General features: G+C 64.7%; 20 protein-coding genes. 9 read left to right on the top strand and 11 right to left on the bottom strand.

The window, feature by feature from the left end; genetic code table 11:
* Positions 1-93: 93 nt before the first annotated feature.
* Positions 94-501, bottom strand: a complete 408-nt coding sequence (locus AC5P7U_RS04290; protein WP_197564500.1) for a hypothetical protein — start codon at positions 499-501, stop codon at positions 94-96.
* Positions 502-556: 55 nt separating this feature from the next.
* Positions 557-1159, bottom strand: coding sequence for a DUF998 domain-containing protein (locus tag AC5P7U_RS04285; RefSeq protein WP_197564499.1), 603 nt, complete (start codon positions 1157-1159; stop codon positions 557-559).
* 259 nt (positions 1160-1418) lie between these two features.
* Between AC5P7U_RS04285 and AC5P7U_RS04280 the strand changes: the two genes are divergently transcribed.
* From AC5P7U_RS04280 to AC5P7U_RS04260, 5 genes are all read left to right on the top strand, one after another.
* Positions 1419-2279, top strand: coding sequence for an OST-HTH/LOTUS domain-containing protein (locus AC5P7U_RS04280; RefSeq protein ID WP_197564498.1), 861 nt, complete (start codon positions 1419-1421; stop codon positions 2277-2279).
* A gap of 473 nt (positions 2280-2752) precedes the next feature.
* Positions 2753-3109, top strand: a complete 357-nt coding sequence (locus AC5P7U_RS04275) for a hypothetical protein (RefSeq protein WP_197564497.1) — start codon at positions 2753-2755, stop codon at positions 3107-3109.
* Between the two features lie 228 nt (positions 3110-3337).
* A complete protein-coding gene (locus AC5P7U_RS04270) occupies positions 3338-4114 on the top strand; it encodes a hypothetical protein (protein ID WP_197564496.1) in 777 nt (258 codons plus the stop codon).
* 179 nt (positions 4115-4293) lie between these two features.
* Positions 4294-5799, top strand: a complete 1506-nt coding sequence (locus AC5P7U_RS04265; RefSeq protein ID WP_495220817.1) for a YifB family Mg chelatase-like AAA ATPase — start codon at positions 4294-4296, stop codon at positions 5797-5799.
* Positions 5800-6428: 629 nt separating this feature from the next.
* Positions 6429-6992, top strand: coding sequence for a hypothetical protein (locus AC5P7U_RS04260; RefSeq protein WP_197564495.1), 564 nt, complete (start codon positions 6429-6431; stop codon positions 6990-6992).
* Between the two features lie 142 nt (positions 6993-7134).
* On the opposite strand, the gene AC5P7U_RS04255 is transcribed toward AC5P7U_RS04260, so the two are convergent.
* Both AC5P7U_RS04255 and yidA read right to left on the bottom strand, forming a co-directional pair.
* Entirely contained in the window at positions 7135-9453 is a 2319-nt protein-coding gene (locus AC5P7U_RS04255) for a TonB-dependent receptor (RefSeq protein ID WP_495220816.1), read from the bottom strand.
* Between the two features lie 334 nt (positions 9454-9787).
* Entirely contained in the window at positions 9788-10621 is an 834-nt protein-coding gene (gene yidA, locus AC5P7U_RS04250; protein ID WP_495220815.1) for a sugar-phosphatase, read from the bottom strand.
* Positions 10622-10770: 149 nt separating this feature from the next.
* Between yidA and AC5P7U_RS04245 the strand changes: the two genes are divergently transcribed.
* Entirely contained in the window at positions 10771-11433 is a 663-nt protein-coding gene (locus AC5P7U_RS04245; protein WP_049421123.1) for an exopolysaccharide biosynthesis protein, read from the top strand.
* Between the two features lie 140 nt (positions 11434-11573).
* Here AC5P7U_RS04245 and AC5P7U_RS04240 read toward each other — a convergent pair whose 3' ends face one another.
* Positions 11574-12884, bottom strand: coding sequence for a PQQ-dependent sugar dehydrogenase (locus AC5P7U_RS04240; protein ID WP_006474815.1), 1311 nt, complete (start codon positions 12882-12884; stop codon positions 11574-11576).
* Positions 12877-13317, bottom strand: coding sequence for a DUF2231 domain-containing protein (locus AC5P7U_RS04235; protein ID WP_049456483.1), 441 nt, complete (start codon positions 13315-13317; stop codon positions 12877-12879). The genes AC5P7U_RS04240 and AC5P7U_RS04235 overlap by 8 nt, the downstream gene beginning before the upstream one ends.
* A 344-nt stretch (positions 13318-13661) precedes the next feature.
* On the opposite strand from AC5P7U_RS04235, the gene AC5P7U_RS04230 reads away from it, so the two are divergent.
* Positions 13662-15428 (top strand): S8 family serine peptidase, encoded by a 1767-nt coding sequence (locus AC5P7U_RS04230; RefSeq protein WP_006474820.1) that lies wholly within the window; start codon positions 13662-13664, stop codon positions 15426-15428.
* Positions 15428-16024 (top strand): S8 family serine peptidase, encoded by a 597-nt coding sequence (locus AC5P7U_RS04225; protein ID WP_197564245.1) that lies wholly within the window; start codon positions 15428-15430, stop codon positions 16022-16024. Before AC5P7U_RS04230 ends, AC5P7U_RS04225 begins: the two co-directional genes overlap by 1 nt.
* An 87-nt stretch (positions 16025-16111) precedes the next feature.
* Here the strand turns inward: AC5P7U_RS04225 and AC5P7U_RS04220 are convergent, their stop codons facing one another.
* From AC5P7U_RS04220 to cyoA, 5 genes are read right to left on the bottom strand one after another with little or no spacing between them, the layout of a single operon-like run.
* A complete protein-coding gene (locus AC5P7U_RS04220) occupies positions 16112-16792 on the bottom strand; it encodes an SCO family protein (RefSeq protein WP_197564244.1) in 681 nt (226 codons plus the stop codon).
* An 11-nt stretch (positions 16793-16803) separates the two neighbouring features.
* Positions 16804-17136, bottom strand: coding sequence for a cytochrome o ubiquinol oxidase subunit IV (cyoD, locus tag AC5P7U_RS04215; protein ID WP_006474871.1), 333 nt, complete (start codon positions 17134-17136; stop codon positions 16804-16806).
* 1 nt (position 17137) lies between these two features.
* Positions 17138-17773, bottom strand: coding sequence for a cytochrome o ubiquinol oxidase subunit III (cyoC, locus tag AC5P7U_RS04210; RefSeq protein WP_006474875.1), 636 nt, complete (start codon positions 17771-17773; stop codon positions 17138-17140).
* Positions 17770-19746, bottom strand: coding sequence for a cytochrome o ubiquinol oxidase subunit I (gene cyoB / locus AC5P7U_RS04205; RefSeq protein ID WP_006474876.1), 1977 nt, complete (start codon positions 19744-19746; stop codon positions 17770-17772). The genes cyoC and cyoB overlap by 4 nt, the downstream gene beginning before the upstream one ends.
* A 5-nt stretch (positions 19747-19751) precedes the next feature.
* Entirely contained in the window at positions 19752-20657 is a 906-nt protein-coding gene (gene cyoA / locus AC5P7U_RS04200; RefSeq protein ID WP_006474878.1) for a ubiquinol oxidase subunit II, read from the bottom strand.
* Positions 20658-20840: 183 nt separating this feature from the next.
* Between cyoA and AC5P7U_RS04195 the strand changes: the two genes are divergently transcribed.
* On the top strand, positions 20841-22256 hold the full coding sequence (locus tag AC5P7U_RS04195) for an aminotransferase-like domain-containing protein (RefSeq protein ID WP_006474880.1): 1416 nt from the start codon (positions 20841-20843) through the stop codon (positions 22254-22256).
* Positions 22257-22261 lie beyond the last annotated feature (5 nt).

Genomic DNA, 22261 nt, shown 5'->3' with positions numbered 1-22261 from the left:
AGTACCCAGCCGCGGCTTATCAGAAGGAGGTGCTGGAGGCTATGTCCGCTATCGGCCAGAAGCTGACGCTCGCAGTACTTCAGCCACTCCCAATCACGAAACAGTTTGGACCTGAAGGAATTCTCGTGCCGCCCCCCACTTGAACATCTCCAACAGATCCTTGTCTTCATGCCGCTGCTCCCACGTGGAGAGAAAGCAGAAGCTCACGCCGCTTTGCATGGCAGCCTTTTGGAACCCAGCCAATTCTTCCTTCGTGACCGGATACTCGAACGGATCAAAGTGCAGAAGCCCCCACGGCTTGACGAGAGAGAACCCAGGCATGAGTTCCGAGAAGATCGCCTTGAGCTGGGGCCGGAGAGTGGAGAAGTCCTTGATCGGCCCCGCACGATTGCCAAGTGCATGACACTGGCGACGGATGGTCCTGTCTCCACCGGCCACGCGGGCAATGAAGTGGTCCTGGTGCACTTGAACGTAGATCAGCTGACGGCGAAAGATCTTCATCCCCTTTTCAACCCCACACGCTCAATGGCCGTCCATCCGCCTGCGGGCCTATCCATCAATGCACGGGCTGCGCCTTCAGCGCGCTTGAACCCCTGCGCACCAGATTCAGCGCCACCAGGAATGGCCACAGCGAGTTGATGGACGAGAAGAGGCGCTGGGTCAGCCCCCTGAAACCCTCCGGGTCGGCGCCCACCACATTCAACCAGAGATAGGCGACTGCCGCGATGCTCACCATGGCGGTCACGGCGTACGCCCTTCGGTGGGCAGACCACGCGCTCAACTCGATATGCGACATCGCCGGTGCAATGATGTTGGCGATACCGATGGTGTAGAAGCCGTGCATCGGATGGCCCATGGGCCAGAGCCCGTTGGTCAACATCGAGACGCCAAAGATCATCCAACAGAGCGCGCCTACTGCAATGCGGCGACCAGACTCACGCCATACCCCGATGGAAAACGCCACGAAGCCCACGCCGGAGCCGATGGCGGCGATCCTGCCACAGATGCCTGCGAGGGTTGGCGCCTGCAGCAGCTCGCTGGCGTGCTGTGCGAGCGGGTTGTAGCCCGGCGCGAACACTGCGGCAACGCTGGTCCAGAACAGGAACCACGGAAGCGGGACCAGACCTGCAGACAGAAGAAGTCGATTGCGGGGTAACACGTGCAGTGATCCTTGTAATGACCTGCGCCAGTGGATGGAATCCGTTCAATTGCCGCAAAACCTTCCTGATGCGGACAGGATCGCCCTGCGATGACTACACTTGTAGCTAAAATGTGCGTGGCGGTCCTTCGGGTCAATAGGCAGGAAGTCACTCACGCCTGGAAGAGAAGCGGACAACAGCCTCGGCCGGCTCGCGCCCCGGCCTGCGCTTCTCTCCGTCGAAGCGGTACAGTGGGCGAGACCCATGCTCAGATTTGCCATGGCCGTAATCGACCCGAATGACATTGCCGGTGCGCAGCACGAAGTGCAACGGCTTGTCGGTCGTTGCATTCTGCGCCTTCAACAGTGCGAGCAACTGATGAAGTCCATGCTGGCCTTTCAGAAGTTGTCCGGGACACCGGAAACACTCCCAAAGAGCTTGAACAACCGCAGGACTGAGATCGGCGGCAAGACCATGGGCGCTTTGGTGGGTCGCCTGACTACCGAATGCATGCTGAAGGAAGGCGGCGAAGTTCCCGACATCCCATCAGGTCTCGACCATGATTCAAGCCTTTTTGGCCTGCACATAGGGATCAATCTGCCAGGTGAATCCCATGCGGCCCTGCGAACGGATCTACGCGCGCTGGTGAACCTCAGGAATACGCTCGTTCACCACTTCTTCGAGCAGTACGACATCCGGACTATCGATGAATGCGTCAAGGCCCAGGATGCGCTCAGGCACGCTTGCACCGAGATCGATCGGCAGTTTGAACAACTGCGCACGCTTGCCGCAGATATGGCGCAGGGCATAACAGCCTTTGCTGAACTGGTGCAGAGCCCAGAGTTCCATGACTTTCTAGTCAACGGCATCGCGCCTGATGGGCAGATCCATTGGCCGATCGCCGGCATTGTCAGTGCGCTGAGACAGGCCTTCCGAGAACGGGCGATCGACGGTTGGGTGAATCTGGACACAGCCGCTCTGTGGATGGCAGAGCATCATCCGGAACAAACCCCCGGGAAGTATGGCTGCGCCCAATGGCTGGACGTCATCCGTGATTCCCGTCAATTCGAGCTGCGCGACTTCGCGCACAACGGCCAACGGGGAGCGTGGTTTCGCGAGCGGCCTGAGTCGACGGGCTGACCAAGCTCTGCTGGCGGTAGCCGCCATACGCCGTCGCCTACCAAGTTCTGTCGCATTTGCCGCGCCTTGCGTCTCTGGCCGAAAGATCTGACGACTCCGTTCCAGAAGTGCCGTTCCGCCTGACGCGCCAAGGCTCTTGCCCCTTTCCACGCTATGCGACAATGCCGATAGCGTCTCGGGTTTTGGCGGCATTGGCCCCCACCCCTTGGCAATCCTCACAACAGCAGGTAATCGTTACCCCGCCACCGTGCATCGGTGGTCGGGACTCGAAAACCCGGATTGCTAGACGTAAGTTTGCGCTTGCCAGCCGGCATCACCCTGCGTGGTGCCGGCTGGCAATCCGTCTGCCGGCTATGGCGGGCGGGGCGTGGGGGCCTCGTGCCCGCCGGCTTTGTCTAGCACCGGTTTTCGAGCCACGCCCTGTCCGCCACCTTTATCGGTGGCGGCTTCTGCCTGCATGCACGGAGCCTGCCATGACCAAGCCGCACTCCCCTCCCCCGCGCCCCATCCAGCAGCCGCCATCACCCGGCCCTGCCCTGGACCCCACCAGCCTCATCGCCGTCCTGCACGCCATCGGTGCCGGCGCTGCCGCCGACGGCCAACCCTGGCCCGAACGCCACCTGCTGCGCAGCCGGCAGATTTCCCTGTCCGACGCCGATTGCGCACTCACGGGCCAGCGCATCGTGCAGGAGATCCTGCTGGCGGCCGAACGCACGCGCCAGAACGGCGAGCCCGAGCAGTACGTGGGCGACCGGGTGATGGAGGGGCTGGTGATGGCTGATATTGCACTTACTGCTTTCGTCCACGAGCGGATGCGGCCCAGGGATTGAGGTGTGTTGGCGTTGCTCCCAAAGAGCAACGGTGTCTACTGGGGCCCGGAGCACTGTCAACCGGATTCTCCCTGGCCGCCTCGCCAGCAATTCCCGATGGTGATTGCCAGAATCATGCATCACCATCGAAGCGGCTCTCTGCAGGACACGCCATATGCATCAAGGAACCCGATGCACTACCTCAAGCATCAGATTGCCTTCAGCGACTGAATCAGACAGGTGCAATCCATGAACAAGGGTTACTCCGCCAGACATCTTGTTTCCCTCGTCGTCGCAGCGCTTTTTGTCTGCGCATGCCAGCCATCAGCAGTCCAGACGCCACAACCTGATCAATCCGCACTGCAGGCAGAGACGGCGCTGGCGCAGAGTGGCACTGATGAAATCCAGCGGCCGTCATCGGAGCTCCAGTGGCCTGAGGACCGGGGCCATTTCTCTGAAGAAGATCATCGGTACCTGAGTGCGCTATCCACCCGCTACAACAATATCTTCTCGGGTCTGGATGCAATGCCGGGCGCTGAAGCGGCGGCACTTGGGTTCCCGACAGCAAAGGAATGGATCGAGGCCCGGAATCTGTCTACGGAGGCGTTGAAGGCCAAAGCAGAGAAGGGGGATACAAAAGCAAAGGCCTTCTATGTTGACAGGCAACTGCAGATGATTGAATCACTGACAGCCTCGTCCGGCGCCGAAAACATCCTGGAAGCCTTTCAAGCCTCTCCCGAGCTTCGCGACAGGTTTCAACAGGACTTCATTGATGCTCATGTCACCGCCGGGGAGCTGCTGAAGTTCCATCCAAGCCCATTCTCTGCGTACCTCTTCGGCGTGAGCAGCGCCGCAACCGGAGGTGTTCCCTTCCCTGTTGCCGCATCCATCGCAGTGGCAGGCGAACTGGGCGACAAGCGATCTTCCGGGCTGCTGCAGGCTTACCTGGAGAAAATGGGGCCCATGGATCCCAGCGCTGTCGACAGCAGCTACAAGAGCATGCGCAGAACGGCCGGACTGGATTGAGCTCACCTTCCTGCTCGGTCATGTCCAACGCCAAAACGCCGGCGCTCTGCTCCTCTCTGCCGAGGCGATGTACCCGGCCCTCGGGCCGGGATACTCCTAGGTTGATCCTCCGCAACGCCTGATGGTGCACGGTAGTTCGACGGCCGCACCATCGAACATCTCGCCGCAGGAAACCGTACATGAGCCTGGCGCTGGTCTACAGCCGCGCCCGCGCCGGGGTCGACGCCCCGCTGGTGCGGGTGGAAGTGCATCTCTCCGGTGGCCTGCCCGCCACCCAGATTGTCGGCCTGGCCGAGACCAGCGTGCGCGAATCACGCGAACGCGTGCGTGCGGCACTGCTCTGCGCACGCTTCGACTTTCCACAACGGCGCATCACCTTGAACCTTGCACCCGCCGATCTGCCCAAGGAGGGTGGCCGCTACGATCTGGCGATTGCGCTGGGCATTCTGGCGGCCAGCGGCCAGGTCGATCCGCAGTCGCTGCTTCAGTACGAGTTCCTGGGCGAGTTGGGCCTGACCGGTGAGCTGCGGCCGGTGGCTGGTGCGCTGCCCGCGGCGATTGCAGCCGCTGAAGCCGGGCGCATCCTGGTGGTACCACCGGGCAATGCTGCAGAGGCTGCGCTGGCCCAGCATGCCGAGGTGCGCGTAGCCCGCACGCTGCTGGAATGCTGCGCCGGATTGGGCAATCCGCGCCTGCTGCCGCCAGTAGAGCGTGTGGACGCAACGCCGTTGCCACTGCCGGATCTGGCTGACGTGCGCGGGCAGGCGCACGCACGGCGCGCACTGGAAGTGGCCGCAGCCGGTGGGCATCATCTGCTGCTGATCGGCAGCCCTGGCTGCGGCAAGACGCTGTTGGCCTCGCGCCTGCCCAGTCTGTTGCCGGACACCGAGGAAGCCGAAGCACTGCAGCTGGCCGCGATTGCCTCGGTGAGTGGTGAAGGGCTGGACCCACGCCGCTGGCGGCAGCGGCCGTTTCGGGCGCCGCACCACAGTGCGAGTGCAGCGGCGCTGGTAGGTGGTGGCAACCCACCCTGCCCCGGCGAGATTTCGCTCGCGCACCACGGGGTGCTGTTCCTGGACGAGCTGCCGGAATGGAACCGCAGCGCGCTGGAGACGCTGCGTGAGCCGTTGGAATCCGGGCATATCCGTATCGCGCGCGCGGCGCGTAGCGTGCAGTATCCGGCGCGCTTCCAACTGGTGGCCGCGATGAACCCCTGCCCGTGTGGCTGGGCCGGTGACCGCAGCAACCGCTGCCTGTGCACGGATGAACGCATCACCCGCTATCGCGCGCGGGTGTCAGGGCCGCTGCTGGACCGCATCGACCTGCATATCAACGTGGCCAGGATGGATGCAGTGGAGTTGCGGGAGAGTACGCCGCTGGGCGAGCCCAGTGCATCGGTACGTGAGCGGGTGGAAGCTGCGCATGCCCGGCAACAGGCGCGTGGCGGGCTGAATGCCCATCTGCCCCCGGCGGCGCTGCGCGCCTGCACGAAACTGAGTGAAGCCGATCAGGATTTGCTGGAGCAGGCGATCGAGCGCCTGCAGCTTTCGGCACGGGCGATGCACCGAATCCTGCGGGTGGCGCGCACGATTGCGGACCTGGCGGGTTGTGAAGCGATCCAAACGGCGCATCTTTCTGAAGCAATCGGGTACCGGCAGTTGGATCGGGGGAAGCCCGGAGGTTGAAAGAACTCCCAGCGTCTCACTTGGGAGCAAGTGCAAAACATGTCGCTTATGCCCTCCCTTTCTGTCAGGAGCAGGCACGTGGGGCAAGACGAGCGCACCGCCATATGCAGCTCACGCCCCAATTGCATTCCGGCGATAGTTCAAGAGGACCGTTCCAGCGCTCACTGCGCCACGCCTTCGTAGTCGCCAACATTGAACTACCGCCGTTTGCAATCAGCGGGGCAACAGCTCGTTTACTCTTGATCATTCAAAGACTCCTGCCTTCCCGGCCAACCTAGGAGTTCTTTGAATCTTACGGAGATGCGTTGTCACTTCGCAGAAAGAGCATGGTAGAAAAAGCCGTCGCAGCCGTCAGTCACGACAGAGCTATCAATTGATCTCGCTCCGAAATGGAGCTTCGCATTTTTACAATGAGGTTGCGACGTGTCACTGGACCAGCACCTTGCTTCTCGCACCATCACTATAATCACGACGCACGAATTCACCGCGGAGCGCCGGCAGTTCCGTTTCGAGTCGCGGCCATCGCAGGACTGCAGAAGCCTGGCCTCAGCACGAGCTTCCAGATCTCCTGGAGCCAACGCCAGGCTTCACTGAGAAGTCGATCGGAATCAGCCAGGAGGCCTGAACACATGCAGTGCACCATTCCCGTTACTCTGTTCAATCGCGGCGTGCTCCTACAGGAGCTTGCCCCAGCAATCATCCTCTTCATCTGTGCCATAGGCCTCGCATTCCATGACGGCCTGGCCCCAAGGAAGAAGGCGGCTGCAATTGCCATCCTTTGCATGATCGGCGCCGCAACTTCAGCCTCCACAGCGATGCTGGCGCTGCGTTCGAAGATCGTAGTCGAAGGGGATACTTCCACTTTGCAGGCGGGCTTCTGGAAGGCCGAGCTGCCAACCGTCGCGCTGGTGGGTATCGGCGCAACTGAACCGGTGGGTGATTCACTAGGGAAGCGCAGGAACGGTATGAGCTCGCGCGGTGTCAATGTGGGCTGGTTCGAGGATCCGAGCGGGAGGCGTGTCTTCGCCCTGTCCGCTGGGCGTAGCCCCGTTCTTCTGCCCATCAGCGGCGGCTTCAGCGTGGTGTTGGACCAATCGACAGTTGATGATCTTTTGCAGTGTGATCGCCGCACACCAGCTCGCTGGGTCCGCAGCCGGACCGAGTCCCATGATGCCGTGATCATGAGGAAGTGATTGCCAACCGAGATCAACCACTGGAGGAACCGGCCCAGATCCTGTTGGAAGCGAAGCCTGGTTGGCGGGCTTTGTCGGCGTCGGCGGTGTTCCGCCGGGCATGGCCCGGCGCTACCGGATTGCAGACATTGTGGGGGATGCCTCAGAACGCCATCGACGTACTGAACATCAGCTGCCGGGGCGCGCTGCGCTGCAGGGTCTGGTAATCCCCCGAGAACGACGAGCCGGCGATGGTGGCGGTGCCGATGTTGTGGCGGTTGAACAGGTTGCTCACCTCCAGGCGCAGCTCCAGGCCGGGCACGGCGCTGTCCGCACCGAAGCGGTAGGCGGCATAGGTGTTGACCTGCCAGAAGGTCGGCACGCGGATGTCGTTCTCGTAGGTGAATGGCTGGCGCAGATAGGAGGTGCTGGTGGCACCGAAGCGCCAGTCACCGAAGTGCGCGGAAAGATCACTCACCAGCGAAATCTGCGGGTAGCCCGGCTGCGCGTTGCCCTTGATCGGGTACACCGTGTCACCCACCACGAAATCACTGTCGTAGTACGAACGGGCCACGGCCACGCCCTGGTAGAACTGCAGGTGGTCGGTCAGGTCGGCCGTGATGCCGAGGTCAGCGCCGATCACGTGCATCTTCGGCATCAGCCGCACGGTGTTGATCTGCGCGAACTGGGTACCGATGGCGGCCGACAGCAGGCGGTTGCGGATGTCGTTGTAGAACACATCGCCGGTGATCGTCAGCCGGTCGAAACGATGCGACGCGCCCACGGTCAGGTTCCAGTTCTTCTCCGGGCGCAACGTGCCGGCCACGCGGTCGAACTCTTCCTGGTCGGTGATGGTCCACGCCGAGGCGGTGTAGCCGATGTTGCCGCGCTGGGCCACGCGGTAGCCGTTCATGGTGTTGGCCAGGTCGATGAAGGCATCAGTGGATTCGGTCGGGCTCCAGAACAGCGAGACGTGCGGCAGGAAGTTGCTCTTCGCGCGCAGCGTGCCGTTCACCGGCCGGTCCTTGGCATCACCCAGGCCGCCGCCGCTGGTGCGGAAGTCCACGGACTTGAAGCCGACGCCCAGCTTCAGCGTGTCGTTCAACACGATGTCGTCCTGCAGGTAGAACTGGCGCGAGCGTGTGATCCAGCTCGATGCGTTGTCGGTCTTGAACGCGGGGCCGTACACATCGAACGGACCGGTGGCCTTCAGCGGCGGGCCCTCGCCCAGCAGCGGCTGCTGGTACCACTCGGTCTTGGCCGCGGCCTTGCTCTTCTCCTGCCAGAAGCCTGCGGTGAAGGTATGCGCGCCGGTCTCGAACTGCAGGTTGAGCATGCCGCCCAGCCGATTCACGCGCGGCGTCTGCACCTGCTCGGAGAACGGTGCACCGTTGGGCGATGGCACGGTCGGGTCGGTGAGCGTGGCCTGGGTATGGCTGTTGGCGTTGTACAGCTGCACGTTGCCGCTCAGCGCCGGGCTGATCTGGAAGCGATGGTTGATCGAGGACACGCGGTCGCGGGTGGTCTGGCCGGTGTCGTACGGGATCAGTTCGGACAGCTCACCGCAGGTGTAGGCGCCACAGGATTTGTCTGCGTTTTCCGGCGAAGCCACGTACCACGCCCACGCATAATCTGGATAGAAGATGTCGGCCTTCCAGCCCAGCTTGCGGATCATGTCGAAGGAGATGTTGTTGTAGCCCCAGACCTTGGCCTTGCTGTCGGACAGGAACAAGGTGAAGTCACCCCAGGCCACGTCCTGCTGCAGCTTCAGATCGCCGCGCAGGAAGTTCTGGGTGCCCTCGCCCTGGTACTTGTCGGCCGACACCCGCTGCAGGTCGACCAGCACCTTCGGGCCGTGCTCGCCGAGCTGGCCGCTCTGCCCGGATACGGTGGTAACCAGCGTGCTGTTGCTGCCCACGCCCTGCTTGATGCGCAGGCTGGGCGTGTCCTGCAGCTCGCGCAGGCGGTATTCCAGGCTGCCGCCGTTGACGCTGCTGGAGAACACGCTGGCCGGCGCGCCACCGGGGCTGACCGTGATCGCGCCGATGCCATCGGGCACGCCCACATTCACCACGCTGGTGCCGGTGAGCGAGAGGAAGCCGTTGTCGTTCAGCGGCACGCCTTCGAAGGTGATGCCCATTTCATTCATGCGGAAGCCGCGCACGAACAGGCTGGTGGCCGAGATGTCCAGGCCCAGGCCGTCGGTGGCGGTGTAGCTGGCGCCGGGCACCTGCTTGAGCATGGCCAGGCCGTTGTTGCCGGTGACCATGGCGTCGAGGTCTTCGGCCTTGATGATGTAGCGGTTCGGGCCGACCACCTGGGTCGGCGCGACGGCGGCGCCACGCGGCGTGGCGATCACCTGCAGCGCGTTCAAGGTGGTGGGCGTGTCGTGCGCGGTGTCGTGGGTCTCGGCGGCATACACGGGTGCGGCGATGGCGGTGATGATGGCCAGGGCGAGGCGCGTCGTGGGTGGGGTGTTCATGGGCAGATCCAGGTGCAGGGAGAGAGCGGCGCAGGCGCACGCCCAGCGCGACGCAGCACCGGTGTCGGCGCCCTGGCTGGCGATGCGATTGCGTTGAGGGAGTGACGGCGCAGCGCGCGCCGGTCAGCAGACGAAAGCGATCATCTGCCGTGGAGTTCGGTGGGGTGATTTCGACGTGCGAAATTCTTGCATCGCACTGCCGCATCCGCCATTGCGCCGTGGTACAGCGGGAATGGCGGTGGGGATGGGTGGGTTATACGTGGGTATAGGCCGGCGCGTGCCGATTGCGTGTGCCAACCAAGATTGGCACCTACCAGGGCACGGGGACGTGCGGTTACTGCGGGACGAAACGCTCGATCGCGCGCGCGACGCCTTCGTCGGCGTTGCTGGTGGTTTCAAACCGCGCCACCGCCTTCACCGCATCGATGGCGTTGCCCATCGCCACGCTGGTGCCGGCGTACTGCAGCATGGTCAAGTCGTTTTCCTGGTCGCCGATGGCCATCACGTTGGCGCGGTCGATGCCGAGGTGCTCGGCCAGCTTCTGCAGGCTTGGCCCCTTGCCGGCGCGGTGGTCGAACACTTCCAGGAAGAACGGTGCGCTCTTCAGCACCGCGAAGCGCTCGGTCAGTTCGGCAGGCAGGCGCGCGATGGCGGCATCCAGCACGTCCGGCGCGTCGATCATCATCAGCTTGATGAAGGACATCGACGGGTCCATGTCCTGCACGCGGCGATACGACAGCGGCATCCGCGAAAGATGCGAGTCGGCCACGGTGTAATAGCTGATGTCCTGGTTGGGCGTGTACATGCGCCGGCTGTCCAGCGCCTGGAAGTGCACGCCCAGTTCGCGGGCCACCTGCTCGCAGAACAGGAAGTCGTCGAAGCTGAGCGGATACTCGACCACGGTTTCGCGCGTGCCGATGCGCTGCACCAGCCCACCATTGCAGGCGATGCAGTAGTCATCGTCGCCGTCGATGCCCAGTTCCTGCAGGAACGGCGCCAGGCCGGGAACCGGGCGGCCACTGGTCAGCACGATGTGCACGCCCAGCGCGCGCGCCTGCGCGATCGCCTGCCTGGCCCGGGCGGTGACCTGGTGGGCTGGATCCAGCAGGGTGCCATCCATGTCGATGGCGACCAGTTCGATGGTCGATTGCCTGCGGCCCATGTCCATTGCGTTCAACTCGTGCGGGGCACGCCAGTTTAACCCCTCATGCCCGGTTCACCTCTTTGCCGGCGTTGGCCGGGATACTGAAGGACCCTGTGCGTCCCCCACCGCAGGACGGCCCGCTGACCGCCCTTCCCTGGAGAACCTTGCGACGCATGACCTACCGTGCCCCCGAAACCAACGACAGCGCGCCGCTGGCCCAGCAGATCGAGCAGATGATCGACGAGCTGCCCGGCGACCAGGTCAGCGTCGGCACCCTGCTCAGCGCGCTGGGCGATGAGGGCCTGCTGCTGATCGTGATCCTGCTCTCGGCCATCTTCATCATCCCGGTGTCGATTCCGGGGCTGAGCACGGTGTTCGGTGCCTCGATCCTGCTGATCGGCCTGAGCCGCGTGCGCAACCGCCCGCTGTGGGTGCCGCAGAAGCTGGCACGTCGCGAGATCGCCACCGACAAGCTGAAGGCCAACCTCGGCCGTGCGCTGAAGTGGGTGCACCGCATGGAGCGGTTGTCGCGGCCGATGCGGCTGGCGGTGATGGTGCGCTCGAAGAAGATGATGCGGTTGAACAACCTGATGCTGGTGTTCGCAACCCTGCTGCTGATGGCGCCGGCCGGGCCGATTCCCTTCAGCAACACGCTGCCGGCGCTGGCGCTGATGTCCTTTGCGATCGGCTTCATCCAGCGCGATGGCGCGGCGGTGGCGGCGGGCTACGGCTTCGTGGTGGCCACGGTGGTGTATTTCGGTGTGCTGCTGGGCGGCGTGGGGTTTGCCGCTGAGTCGGTGTTCAGCGGGTTGCGCGCGGCGCCGTCGGAAGTGTAGCGCCGAGGCGATGCTCGGCTGATTCAGGCTTTTTGTAGAGTCGAGCCATGCTCGACTGCTCCTTGCAAAAGCAGTCGAGCATGGCTCGACTCTACAAAAGCCAGATCCACAGCGGTCGAGCATGGCTCGACGCTACACAGCTATTTCGCGGACACCCGCCACACCACATCACCCACGTCGTCGGCCACCAGCAACGCGCCCTCGGCATCCATCGCCATGCCCACCGGTGCGCCCATCAGCGTCTTCTCGTCCTTGGAAGTGAAGCCACTGACCACGGTCTGCGGCCGACCGGTCGGCTTGCCGTCCTTGAACGGCACGTACACCACTTCATAGCCGCTCAGCGGCGAGCGGTCCCAGCTGCCGTGCTCGCCGATGAAGGCTCCGCCGTGGTACTGCGCCGGCAGCGCCTGCCCGGTGTAGAACAGCAGCCCCAGCGGTGCCACGTGCGAGCCGATGGCGTAGTCCGGCACGATCGCCTTGGCCACCAGATCCGGGCGCTGCGGCTGCACGCGCTCATCCACGTGCTGGCCGTAGTAGCTGTAGGGCCAGCCGTAGAAGCCATCTTCCTTCACCGACGTGAGGTAATCAGGCACCAGGTCGGCACCGATCTCATCACGCTCGTTGGCCACCGCCCACAGTTTCCCGGTACTCGGCTCCCAGTCCAGCCCGGTCGGGTTGCGGATGCCCGAGGCATAGATGCGGCTGCCACGCGTTGCCACGTCCACTTCCAGCACCACGGCGCGGCGGTACTCGACCGCCAGGCCGTTCTCGGTGATGTTGCTGTTGGAGCCCACGCCCACGTACAGCTTGCTGCCATCGCGGCTGGCCAGCAGTTCCTTGGTCCAGTGGTGGTTGATGGTGCTGGGCAGGTCGGTGAACTCGCGGCCCTTGTCGGACATACGGGTTTCGCCCGGCACGTAGTGGTACTGCATGATGTTGCCGGTGTTGGCCACGTACAGCGTGTCACCGATCAGCTGGATGCCGAACGGCGAGTGCAGGCCCTCGATGTAGACGTGCTGGGTCCAGGTGGTGGTGCCGGGCGTACGCCGCAGCAGGGTGACCCGATTGCCGCCCTTGCCGGCCTTGCCCGAACGAGCCTTCACCTTGCCGGCGATCCACTGCTTGGGCGTGGTGACCGGCTCTTCGCCGGGGCCGTTGCCTTCCACCACCAGCACATCGCCATTGGGCAGGGTCAGCAGGCGCCGCGGGTGCATCAGGTTGGCGGCGATGCGCTCGATCTTCAGGCCGTCGGCCACCGTCGGTGACTGGCCTTCGGCCCAGCCCACGCCCTTGGGCACCTGCATCGGCGGCATCAGGAAGTTCTTCGGCGCCGGCAGCGGCGGCTTCGTGCCGGACTGGTCGGCGGGGTGGTACTCGGCCTTGCCTGCACAGGCCGACAGGGTGACGGCCAGTGCCAGGGCGGCCACGGCGGGCAGGATGTGCTTAGCCATGACGGCCTCCCTGCAGCACCGGCGGCTGCAATGACAGCAGGATCAGGCCCAGTGCGATCAGGGCCACGGTCAGCGCCGACAGGATCGTGCCCGGTACCGCAACGGCATAGGCATCACGGCTGTGCACGAAGGCGTTCCAGATCGCCAGCAGCACGGCCACCAGGTTGAGGAAGAAGTCGATGCGGTCGATGCGGGTGGCCGTGCCGTTGCGGCGCCAGACCGCGAACAGGTTGATCAGCCGCGGCACGATGGCGATCAGCAAGCCGAAGGTGATCAGCCAGGCCGCGGCCTTGCCCCACATCACCTCGGCGCTGTTGAGGTAGATCGCGTCGAAGATCAGGGCGCCGACGAAGAAGCCGAAAGGTATCGGGTTCAACAGGCTGAACAGCGTGGTGCCGAGGCCGCGATGGGCCTGGGCCAGGGGGTTGACCATCTGGGTGCTCCGGTACGGAAGGGTGCACGGGCCGTAGTAGCACAGGCGGATGTGAGGGCGCGCGATGACGCAGGTTCCAACCAGGGTTGGCATCTGCCGGATGCGGGCAGTAGATCCACGCCATGCGTGGATGCGAGTGCCAGCCAAGGTTGGCATCCCTCAGATGCGAGCCAACGCCGTCGTCATTACCCCACGGCATAAGTGTTTGTGACGCAATTGGCACATCCGCAGATTGCTTGTGTGAAGAGGTAGGGGGTTGTTCGTTGTGTCGCGTTTGGCTCGTTGCGATGGGGCAGTCCCGCCCCGCCGTCTGCCATGCCGATTCACAACAGAAGGATTCGTGTATGAAGCGACACACGCAACGCTCCGCGCCACCGCGCTCCGCGCGCCTGGCCCTTGCCACTGCCCTGGTGCTGGGCAGCCTGGTGGCCACCGCCCAGGCCCAGCAGGCCGATCCGCTGGCGGGACGGCAGTGGCACCTGCTCAACACCGGGCAGGCGGTGCTGGGCGATACCCTGCCGGTGGCCGGCAACGATCTCAACGTGGATGGCCTGTTCCGCAATGGCATCCGCGGCCAGGGCGTCACCATCGCCATCGTCGATGATGGCCTGCAGATCGCCCACCCGGACCTGGCGGCCAACGTAGCGGCAGTGGCGGGCAAGAACTTCGCCAACGGCTCCAACAATCCCACCCCGTCCAATCCCGACGTCGACAATCACGGCACGATGGTCGGCGGCATCGCCGGTGCGGTGGGCGCCAACAATCTGGGCGTGCGCGGCGTGGCCTCGGCGGCCACCCTCAAGGGCTTCAACTTCCTGGCGTCCAACGCGCAGGGCAATTCAACGTCCAACATCGAGTATTCCTGGTGGGACGGTGCCGAAGTGGCCGACGTGCAGGTGTTCAACAACAGCTGGGGCTCCATTCCCGGCAATCCGAACCTGCCGCCGGCCTACAGCCAGAACGAAATCGCCTCCTATGAGCAGGCGATGTCCGGCACCCGCGGCGGTCGCGGCGGCATCTATGTGAAAGCGGCCGGCAACAACCACGACAACGGCTATCGGCCGGACGGCAGCGATATCTGCTCGGCTGACACCAAGAACCGCAACACCGGCTGCGTTCCGGCCGGCCGTGACCCGCGCAACAACCTGTTCACTGTGATCACCGTGGGCGCGGTGCGTGCCGATGGTGTGCGCTCCTCGTACTCGTCCACCGGCTCGGCACTGTGGGTGTCCGGCTTCGGCGGCGAGAACGGCTGGCAGCGGCAGGTCGTGCCCGGGCAGCTGGCGATCCGCTACGATCCGGCCATCCTCACCACCGACGTCACCGGCTGCCTGCAGGGCAGCAACAAGAACTCCAGCCTGCGCAACACCCTGGACGGCGCGCAGTCCGCCATCGACCGCACCTGCAACTACACCGGCAAGATGAACGGCACCTCGGCCGCCACGCCGATGGTCTCGGGTGTCGCGGCGCTGGTGCTGGAAGCCAATCCGAACCTGTCCTACCGCGATGTGAAGTACATCCTGGCCACCACCGCCACCCGCAACGATCCGAACCGGGCAGCGGTGACGCTGGCTGACGGCCGCGTGCTGGTACCGGGCTGGACGGTGAACGCCGCTGGCCGCGCATACAGCAACTGGTACGGCTTCGGTGTAGTCAATGCCGCACGCGCGGTGCAAGTGGCGGAGAACTTCCAGTCGCTGGGCGCACTGGTCGACAGCGGCTGGCGCACCACTACGCGCACCGTGGCCATCGGCAACACGCCAACGGCTGCAGCACGCCTGACCTTCCAGGTGGCCAACGGTGCACGCAACATCGAGAGCGTGCAGCTGGGCTTCCGGGTCAACCACAGCAACACCCGCCAGCTGCAGTTCGTGCTGGTCTCGCCCAGTGGCACCCGCAGCGTGGTGCAGCCGGCGTTCACCGCGATCGGTTCGGGCACCGGCGGCGTGCAGCGCAACTTCACCAACTGGGACCTGCTGTCCAGCAATGCCTTCCTGGATGAGAACGCCACGGGCACCTGGACGCTGGAAGTGACCGACCTGGGGCAGGCCGCGAACGCTGCATCGCGTGGCAACCTCGAATCCTTCAAGATCCGCGTTCTGGGGCACTGATGATGAAGAAGACCATTCTGTTGAGCAGCCTCGCCCTTGCGGCGATGACCACCACTGCCTGGGCCCAGAGTTCCGGCCAGGCCCCTGCCACGAGGACCCTGTCGACCGTGGATGCACAGGCGTTGAAGGCGGCGGCTACCGGCCGTTCGTTCGATGTAGGCGGTTCGCGATTCCAGCTGGCACCGTCAGCAACCGTGCAGCCCGCCAGCGGCGGCCAGTTCAAGATCACTCCCGCGGCTGATGCCGGGGCGGCGGCCACCAGCACGCGCAGCAAGCGTTCCACCGATGCCAGCGGTGCCGGCGCCGCAGCGCGCGTGGATGCTGGCGCCAGCAAGTTCGCTGCCGCCGTCTCCAGCGACGGCGCACCGGTGGTGGCGACCTCGCGGGTCAAGGTGTTCTTCACCGACGCGGCCTCGGCGCAGCGCGCGGCCACCGCAACCGGTGGCACCGTGGTGAAGGTGTCCAAGGCCGCGGGCCGGGCGATCGTCGAGTACCCATCGGTGAACGCGGCACTGGATGCGACCACCAAGCTGTTGTCCACCGCCGGCATCCGTGCGGCCGAACCGGACGTGGTGCAGTGGGAAGAGACCAAGTAGGGCGTTGAGTGGTGCCCCCGGCCGGCTGGCTCTCCTGGCCGGCCGGGGGATCAGGGGTGTGCCAACCAAGGTTGGCACCCAGCCGCGTCAGCGAGCGGCGAGGGCGCCGTTGTGGGACAGGCTGCAGCTGGCCAGCGGGTCGCTGCCGGCCGCCGGGTGCGCGGGCTCGAGCAGCAGGCGCTGCACGTCGGAGAACAGCTTGTCCACCGGCATGCCATACGGGGCGAACAGCCGCAGCCGGCCCTGGCGATCGAACACGTAGCCACCGGCAATGTGGCTCATCGTGTAGGTCTGCGGGATCGGGCCGGGTTCCTTTTCATAGAACGCCTTGAAGTCGCTGGCCATTGCGGCCAGCTGCACTTCGTTGCCGACCAGCGCGATTGCCTTGGGGTCGAACGCTTCCACGTAGGTACGGGCGACCTCCGGCGTATCGCGTGCCGGATCGACGCTGACGAACACCACCTGCAGCTGGTCGGCATCCTTGCCCATCAGGTGCTTGACCTGGCTCAGCTCGATCATCGTGGTCGGGCACACATCCGGGCAGCTGGTGAAGCCGAAGAACAGGTAGGTCACCTGCCCCTGCAGATCCGCCGGGCCACGCACGGTGCCTTGGCTGTCGGGCATCGACCAGTGCTGGCCGAGCTCTTCGCAGGCGATGTCCTTCGCGTAGAAGTCCATGCGCGACTGCGCGCTGCAGCTGGCCAGCAGGCCGAGCAGCAGGCCTGCGGCCAGCCGCAGGCCACGATGGGGGAACGCAATGCCTTTCACGGTGCGCAGGCTCAGTTGATCATCATGTGGTAGTGCATGCTCCAGATGATCCAGACCGACAGTGCGACGACGATGAACAGGATCACCAGGGTGAACACGAAGCTGGCCAGGTTCCAGCCACCTTCGGACTTGCGGTCCATGTGCAGGAAGAAGACCAGCTGCACCAGGATCTGCGCCACCGCGAAGCCGACCAGCAGGAACAGCGTGAGCGGACGCGACAGCACCGGGTTCATCACCAGTGCGAACGGCACCACGGTCAGCAGCGCGCACAGCACGAAGCCGATCAGGTAGGACTTGGTGGAGCCATGCGCATTGCCGGCGCGCGAGGTTTCGACGTGGGCCATGTCAGAAGGCTCCGATCAGGTAGACGAAGGTGAAGACGCAGATCCACACCAGGTCCAGGAAGTGCCAGAACAGGCTCAGGCACGAGACACGGGTGATGTTGGTGGGGGTCAGGCCACGGCGGTAGACCTGGTGCATCACCACCGCCATCCAGATCAGGCCACTGGCCACGTGCAGGCCATGGGTGGCCACCAACGCGAAGAACGCTGACAGGTAGGCACTGGTGCTGGGGCCCGCGCCTTCGTGGATCAGGTGCGAGAACTCGTAGATCTCCATGCCGATGAACGAGGCGCCGAGCACGAAGGTCACGCCCAGCCAGCGCAGCACTGCCGAAGCGTCATGGCGGTGCATTGCCAGCACGGCCTGGCCGTAGGTGATGCTGGAGACCAGCAGCAGGAAGGTCTCGGCCATCACGAACGGCAGCGAGAACAGCTCCTTGCCGGTGGGGCCGCCGGCGTAGGCGGTGCTGAGCACCGCGTACGAGGCGAACAGCGAACCGAACAGCACCAGGTCGGACATGAGGTAGACCCACATGCCGAACACTTTCATGCCGCCCTGCTCGTGGCCATGGTCGTGTGCGTGGTGGTCCTGGTGCGCCTGCGTATCGCTGGCCAGCTCCGGGCGGGTCAACAGGTTCATGCGCGTACCTCCTTGAGCTTGGCCAGGTTGGCCGCTTCGGTGCGCGCCACCTCTTCGGAACTGACGTAGTAGTCCACGTCCTCGTCGTAGGACCGCACGATCAGGGTCACGATCATGGCGATGAAGCTGGCGGCGGCCATCCACCAGATGTGCCAGACCAGGGCGAAGCACAGCACCAGGATCCAGATGTTGAGGATCAGCGGCACGCCGGTGTTCTTCGGCATGTGGATCGGCGCGTACTTCTTCGGCGGCGGCGGCAGGCCGCGCTTCTTCGCTTCGTGGAAGGCGTCCAGCTCATCGGCCTTGGGCACCACGGCGAAGTTGTAGAACGGCGGCGGCGACGGCGTGGCCCATTCCAGCGTGCGTGCATTCCACGGGTCGCCGGTCAGGTCCAGGTTGCGCTTGCGGTCGCGCACGCTCACGTAGATCTGCACCAGCATCAGGATGATGCCGGCGAACACGAACAGCGCACCGATGAAGGCAGCAATCAGGTACGGCGTCCAGGCCGGGTTGTCGTACTGGTTCATGCGCCGGGTCATGCCCATGAAGCCGAGCATGTACAGCGGCATGAAGGCCAGGTAGAAGCCGATCACCCAGCAGGCGAACGACCACTTGCCCAGGCGCTCGTTGAGGGTGAAGCCGAACACCTTCGGGAACCAGTAGGCAAAGCCGGCCAGGTAGCCGAACAGCGCGCCGCCGATGATGGTGTTGTGGAAGTGCGCGACCAGGAACAGGCTGTTGTGCAGCAGGAAGTCCGCACCCGGAATGGCCAGCAGCACGCCGGTCATGCCACCGATGGTGAAGGTGACCAGGAAGGCGATGGTCCACAGCATCGGCACGCTGAACTCGACGCGGCCACCGTACATGGTGAACAGCCAGGTGAAGATCTTCACGCCGGTAGGAATGGCGATGATCATCGTCATGATGCCGAAGAAGGCATTGACGCTGGCACCGGAGCCCATGGTGAAGAAGTGGTGCAGCCAGACGATGAACGAGAGGATGCCGATCGCCAGCGTGGCGCCCACCATCGACTTGTAGCCGAACAGCTTCTTGCGCGCGAACGTGGCGGTGACTTCAGAGAAGATGCCGAACGCCGGCAGCACCAGGATGTACACCTCCGGATGGCCCCAGGCCCACACCAGGTTCACGTACATCATCGGGTTGCCACCCAACGTGTTGGTGTAGAAGTTGAAGTCCAGGTAGCGGTCCAGGGTGAGCGCGCCCAGCGCCACGGTGAGGATCGGGAAGGCGGCGATGATGATCACGCTGGTGACCAGCACCGTCCAGGTGAACACCGGCATCTTCATCAGGGTCATGCCCGGCGCACGCATGCGCAGGATGGTGATGAACAGGTTGACGCCGGTCAGCAATGTGCCGATGCCCGAAGCCTGCAACGCCCAGATGTAGTAATCGACACCCACCCCTGGACTGAACTCGATACCCGACAGCGGCGGATAGGCCACCCAGCCGGTCATGGCGAATTCGCCAACGCCCAGCGAGATCATCATCAGCGCGGCGCCGACCACGAAGATCCAGAAGCTGAAGGCGTTGAGGAACGGAAACGCCATGTCGCGCGCGCCGATCTGCAGCGGCACGATGATGTTCATCAGGCCGACCACGAACGGGGTGGCCACGAAGAAGATCATGATCACGCCGTGCGCGGTGAAGATCTGGTCGTAGTGTTCCGGTGGCAGGAAGCCGTCACTGCCCGGGCCGGCCGCGGCCAGCTGCGCGCGCATCATCAGCGCATCGGCAAAGCCACGCACCAGCATGACCAGCGCCACCACCACGTACATGATGCCGATCTTCTTGTGGTCCACGGTGGTGAACCAGTCACGCCACAGCGGGCCCCACAGCTTGAAGTACGTCACCGCGCCGAGCAGCGCGAGGCCACCCAGCACCATGGCCGCCAATGTGACCACCACGATCGGCTCGTGCAGCGGCACGGCCTCCCACGTCAATTTACCCAACATGTTCGTTACTCCTGGGAAACCTGGGCACCACCGGCAACGCCCGCCGGGGTGGCGGCAGCGGTGTTCTCACCCACGCCGATGAACTGGTCGATGACCTTCTTGAACAGCAGCGGCTCGACACTGGAGAAGTGCTGTACCGGTGCGTTCTTGGTTGGTGCGGCCAGCGCCTTGAACTGATTGAAATCCAGTGCCTGCGGCGCGCTGCGCACCTCGGCCACCCAGCGCTCGAAGTCTTCGTTGCTGCTGGCGGTGGCGATGAACTTCATGTTCGAGAAGCCATGCCCGCTGTAGTTGCCGGACATGCCGCGGAACTGGCCCGGCTCGTTGGCGATCAGGTGCAGCTGCGTGCGCATGCCGGCCATCGCATAGATCTGCCCACCCAGCTGCGGGATGAAGAAGGTGTTCATCGTCGAGTTGGAGGTGATGTTGAACGCCAGCGGGCGGTTGGCCGGGAAGTTGAGCTGGTTGACCGTGGCGATGCCCAGGTCCGGGTATACGAACACCCACTTCCAGTCGGTGGCGATCACGTCCACGTGCAGCGGTTCGCCAGCCACGTCCAGCGGCTTGTACGGGTCCAGTTCGTGGGTGGACTGCCAGACGATCACCGCCAATACCGCGATGATGACCAGCGGCACGCCCCAGACCACGATCTCCACCTTGGTGGAGTGCGACCAGTCCGGCGTGTATTTCGCCTTGGTGTTGCCGGCGCGGAAGCGCCACGCGAATACGAAGGTCAGCACGATGGCCGGTATCACCACGATCAGCATCAGGCCGATGCAGATCAGGATCAGGTCGCGCTGGGCGAGCCCGACCATGCCCTTCGAATCCAGCAGCACCCAGTCACAGCCCGACAGGCCGACGCAGGCCAGGGCGACCAGCGCCAGGCGGATGCGGTTCCAGCAGATATTCATTGGAGGTCAACCCTGTTGAAGAAGCGCACTTGACCGGCTCGCCTGCGCGCAGCGCCCGGGCGTGGAGCGGCTACACTGTGGGTACGAGGTCACCTACAAAAAGGCGATCCACTCCAATCAAGCCCATACAAGATACATGATTGTATGGACTTGTGCATCTGCACGTATGGAAAAATCTGACCGATGACGCCTCCTGCCGCCGGCCGCCGCCTGAAACACCCCAACCGCACCTGGGTTCGCCCCTTCCGCGAGGGCGCCGGCCCGCTGTACCTGCAGATTGCCCAGCAGGTGCGCGAGGCGGTGGACGACGGCGTGTTGCGCCCGGGCGACCGCCTGCCGCCGCAGCGCGACCTGGCCCAACAGGTGGGCGTGGACCTGACCACCGTCACCCGCGCCTTTGCCGAGCTGCGCCAGGCCGGCCTGCTCGATGCGCAGGGCGCCGGCGGCACCTTCATTGCACTGTCGGCCGGCAACCGCAGCACCTCGGTCGACCTGAGCATGAACATCCCGCCGCTGCTGGGCAGCGCGCCGTTTGCACAGGGCATGGAGGCGGGCTTCCAGCACGTGGGCCAGCAGCTGGGCCAGGGCGAGCTGATGAGTTACCACGTCGGTGCCGGCACCCGCGAGGACCGCGCCGCCGCCGTGCAGTGGCTGGCACCGATGCTGGGCACCGTGGGGGCCGACCAGGTGGTGATCTGCCCCGGTGCGCAGACCGCACTGTGCGCATTGATCCTGGCCCGTACCCAGCCGGGCGAGCTGATCGCCGCCGAGCAGCTGACCTACCCCGGCCTGCTGGCCGCCGCGCGCGTGCTGCAGCGGGGCGTGCTGCCAGTGGCGATGGATGCCGAAGGCATGCTGCCGGACGCGCTGGAAGAAGCCTGCCAGCTGCGCCGCCCGCGCCTGCTGTACCTGGTGCCGACCATCCAGAACCCGACCACGGCGACGATGTCGGCACAGCGCCGGCAGGCGCTGCTGGCGGTCGCGAAGCGCCACGATTTGACCGTGATCGAAGACGATCCCTACTGGTTGCTGGCCGGGGACGCCGCGCCGCCGCTGGCCGCCCATCGCGACGCCGGCTGCCCGGTCTACTACATCTCCACCCTGTCCAAGTGCCTGGCGCCGGGCCTGCGCACCGCCTATCTGGTGGTGCCGGCCGGCGAGCCGATGGAGCCGGTGCTGGACGCGCTGCGCGCGATCGCGCTGATGCCGACCCAGTCGATGGTGGCCGTGGCCTCGCAGTGGATCCGCAGCGGCCAGGCCCAGGACATGGTGCAGCGCTTCCAGCAGGAACTGCGCGAACGCCAGGCGATTGCCGCGCAGTACCTGCCGTCGCGTGCCCGTGCCCATCCGGCCGGCCTGCATGTCTGGTTGCCGCTGCCGCCACGGCTGGACCAGTACCGGCTGATCCAGGCCGCGCAGGAACAAGGCCTGGGCATCGCCAGCTCCGATGCCTTCAGCGTGGAGGAACCGCCACCGGGCAACGCGATCCGCCTGTCGTTGGGCGGCGCGGTCGACCAGGGCGCGCTGGCCGGGGCGCTGGCCAAGCTGAACGAGATCCTGTCCGAAGCCCCCGAAGCGCGGCACAGCGCCATCGTCTGAACCGT

This window comes from Stenotrophomonas sp. YJH_SMC_57 (assembly GCF_059369755.1).
The sequence above is the reverse complement of the archived record's forward strand: the minus strand, read 5'-3'. Positions and strand labels throughout refer to the sequence as shown.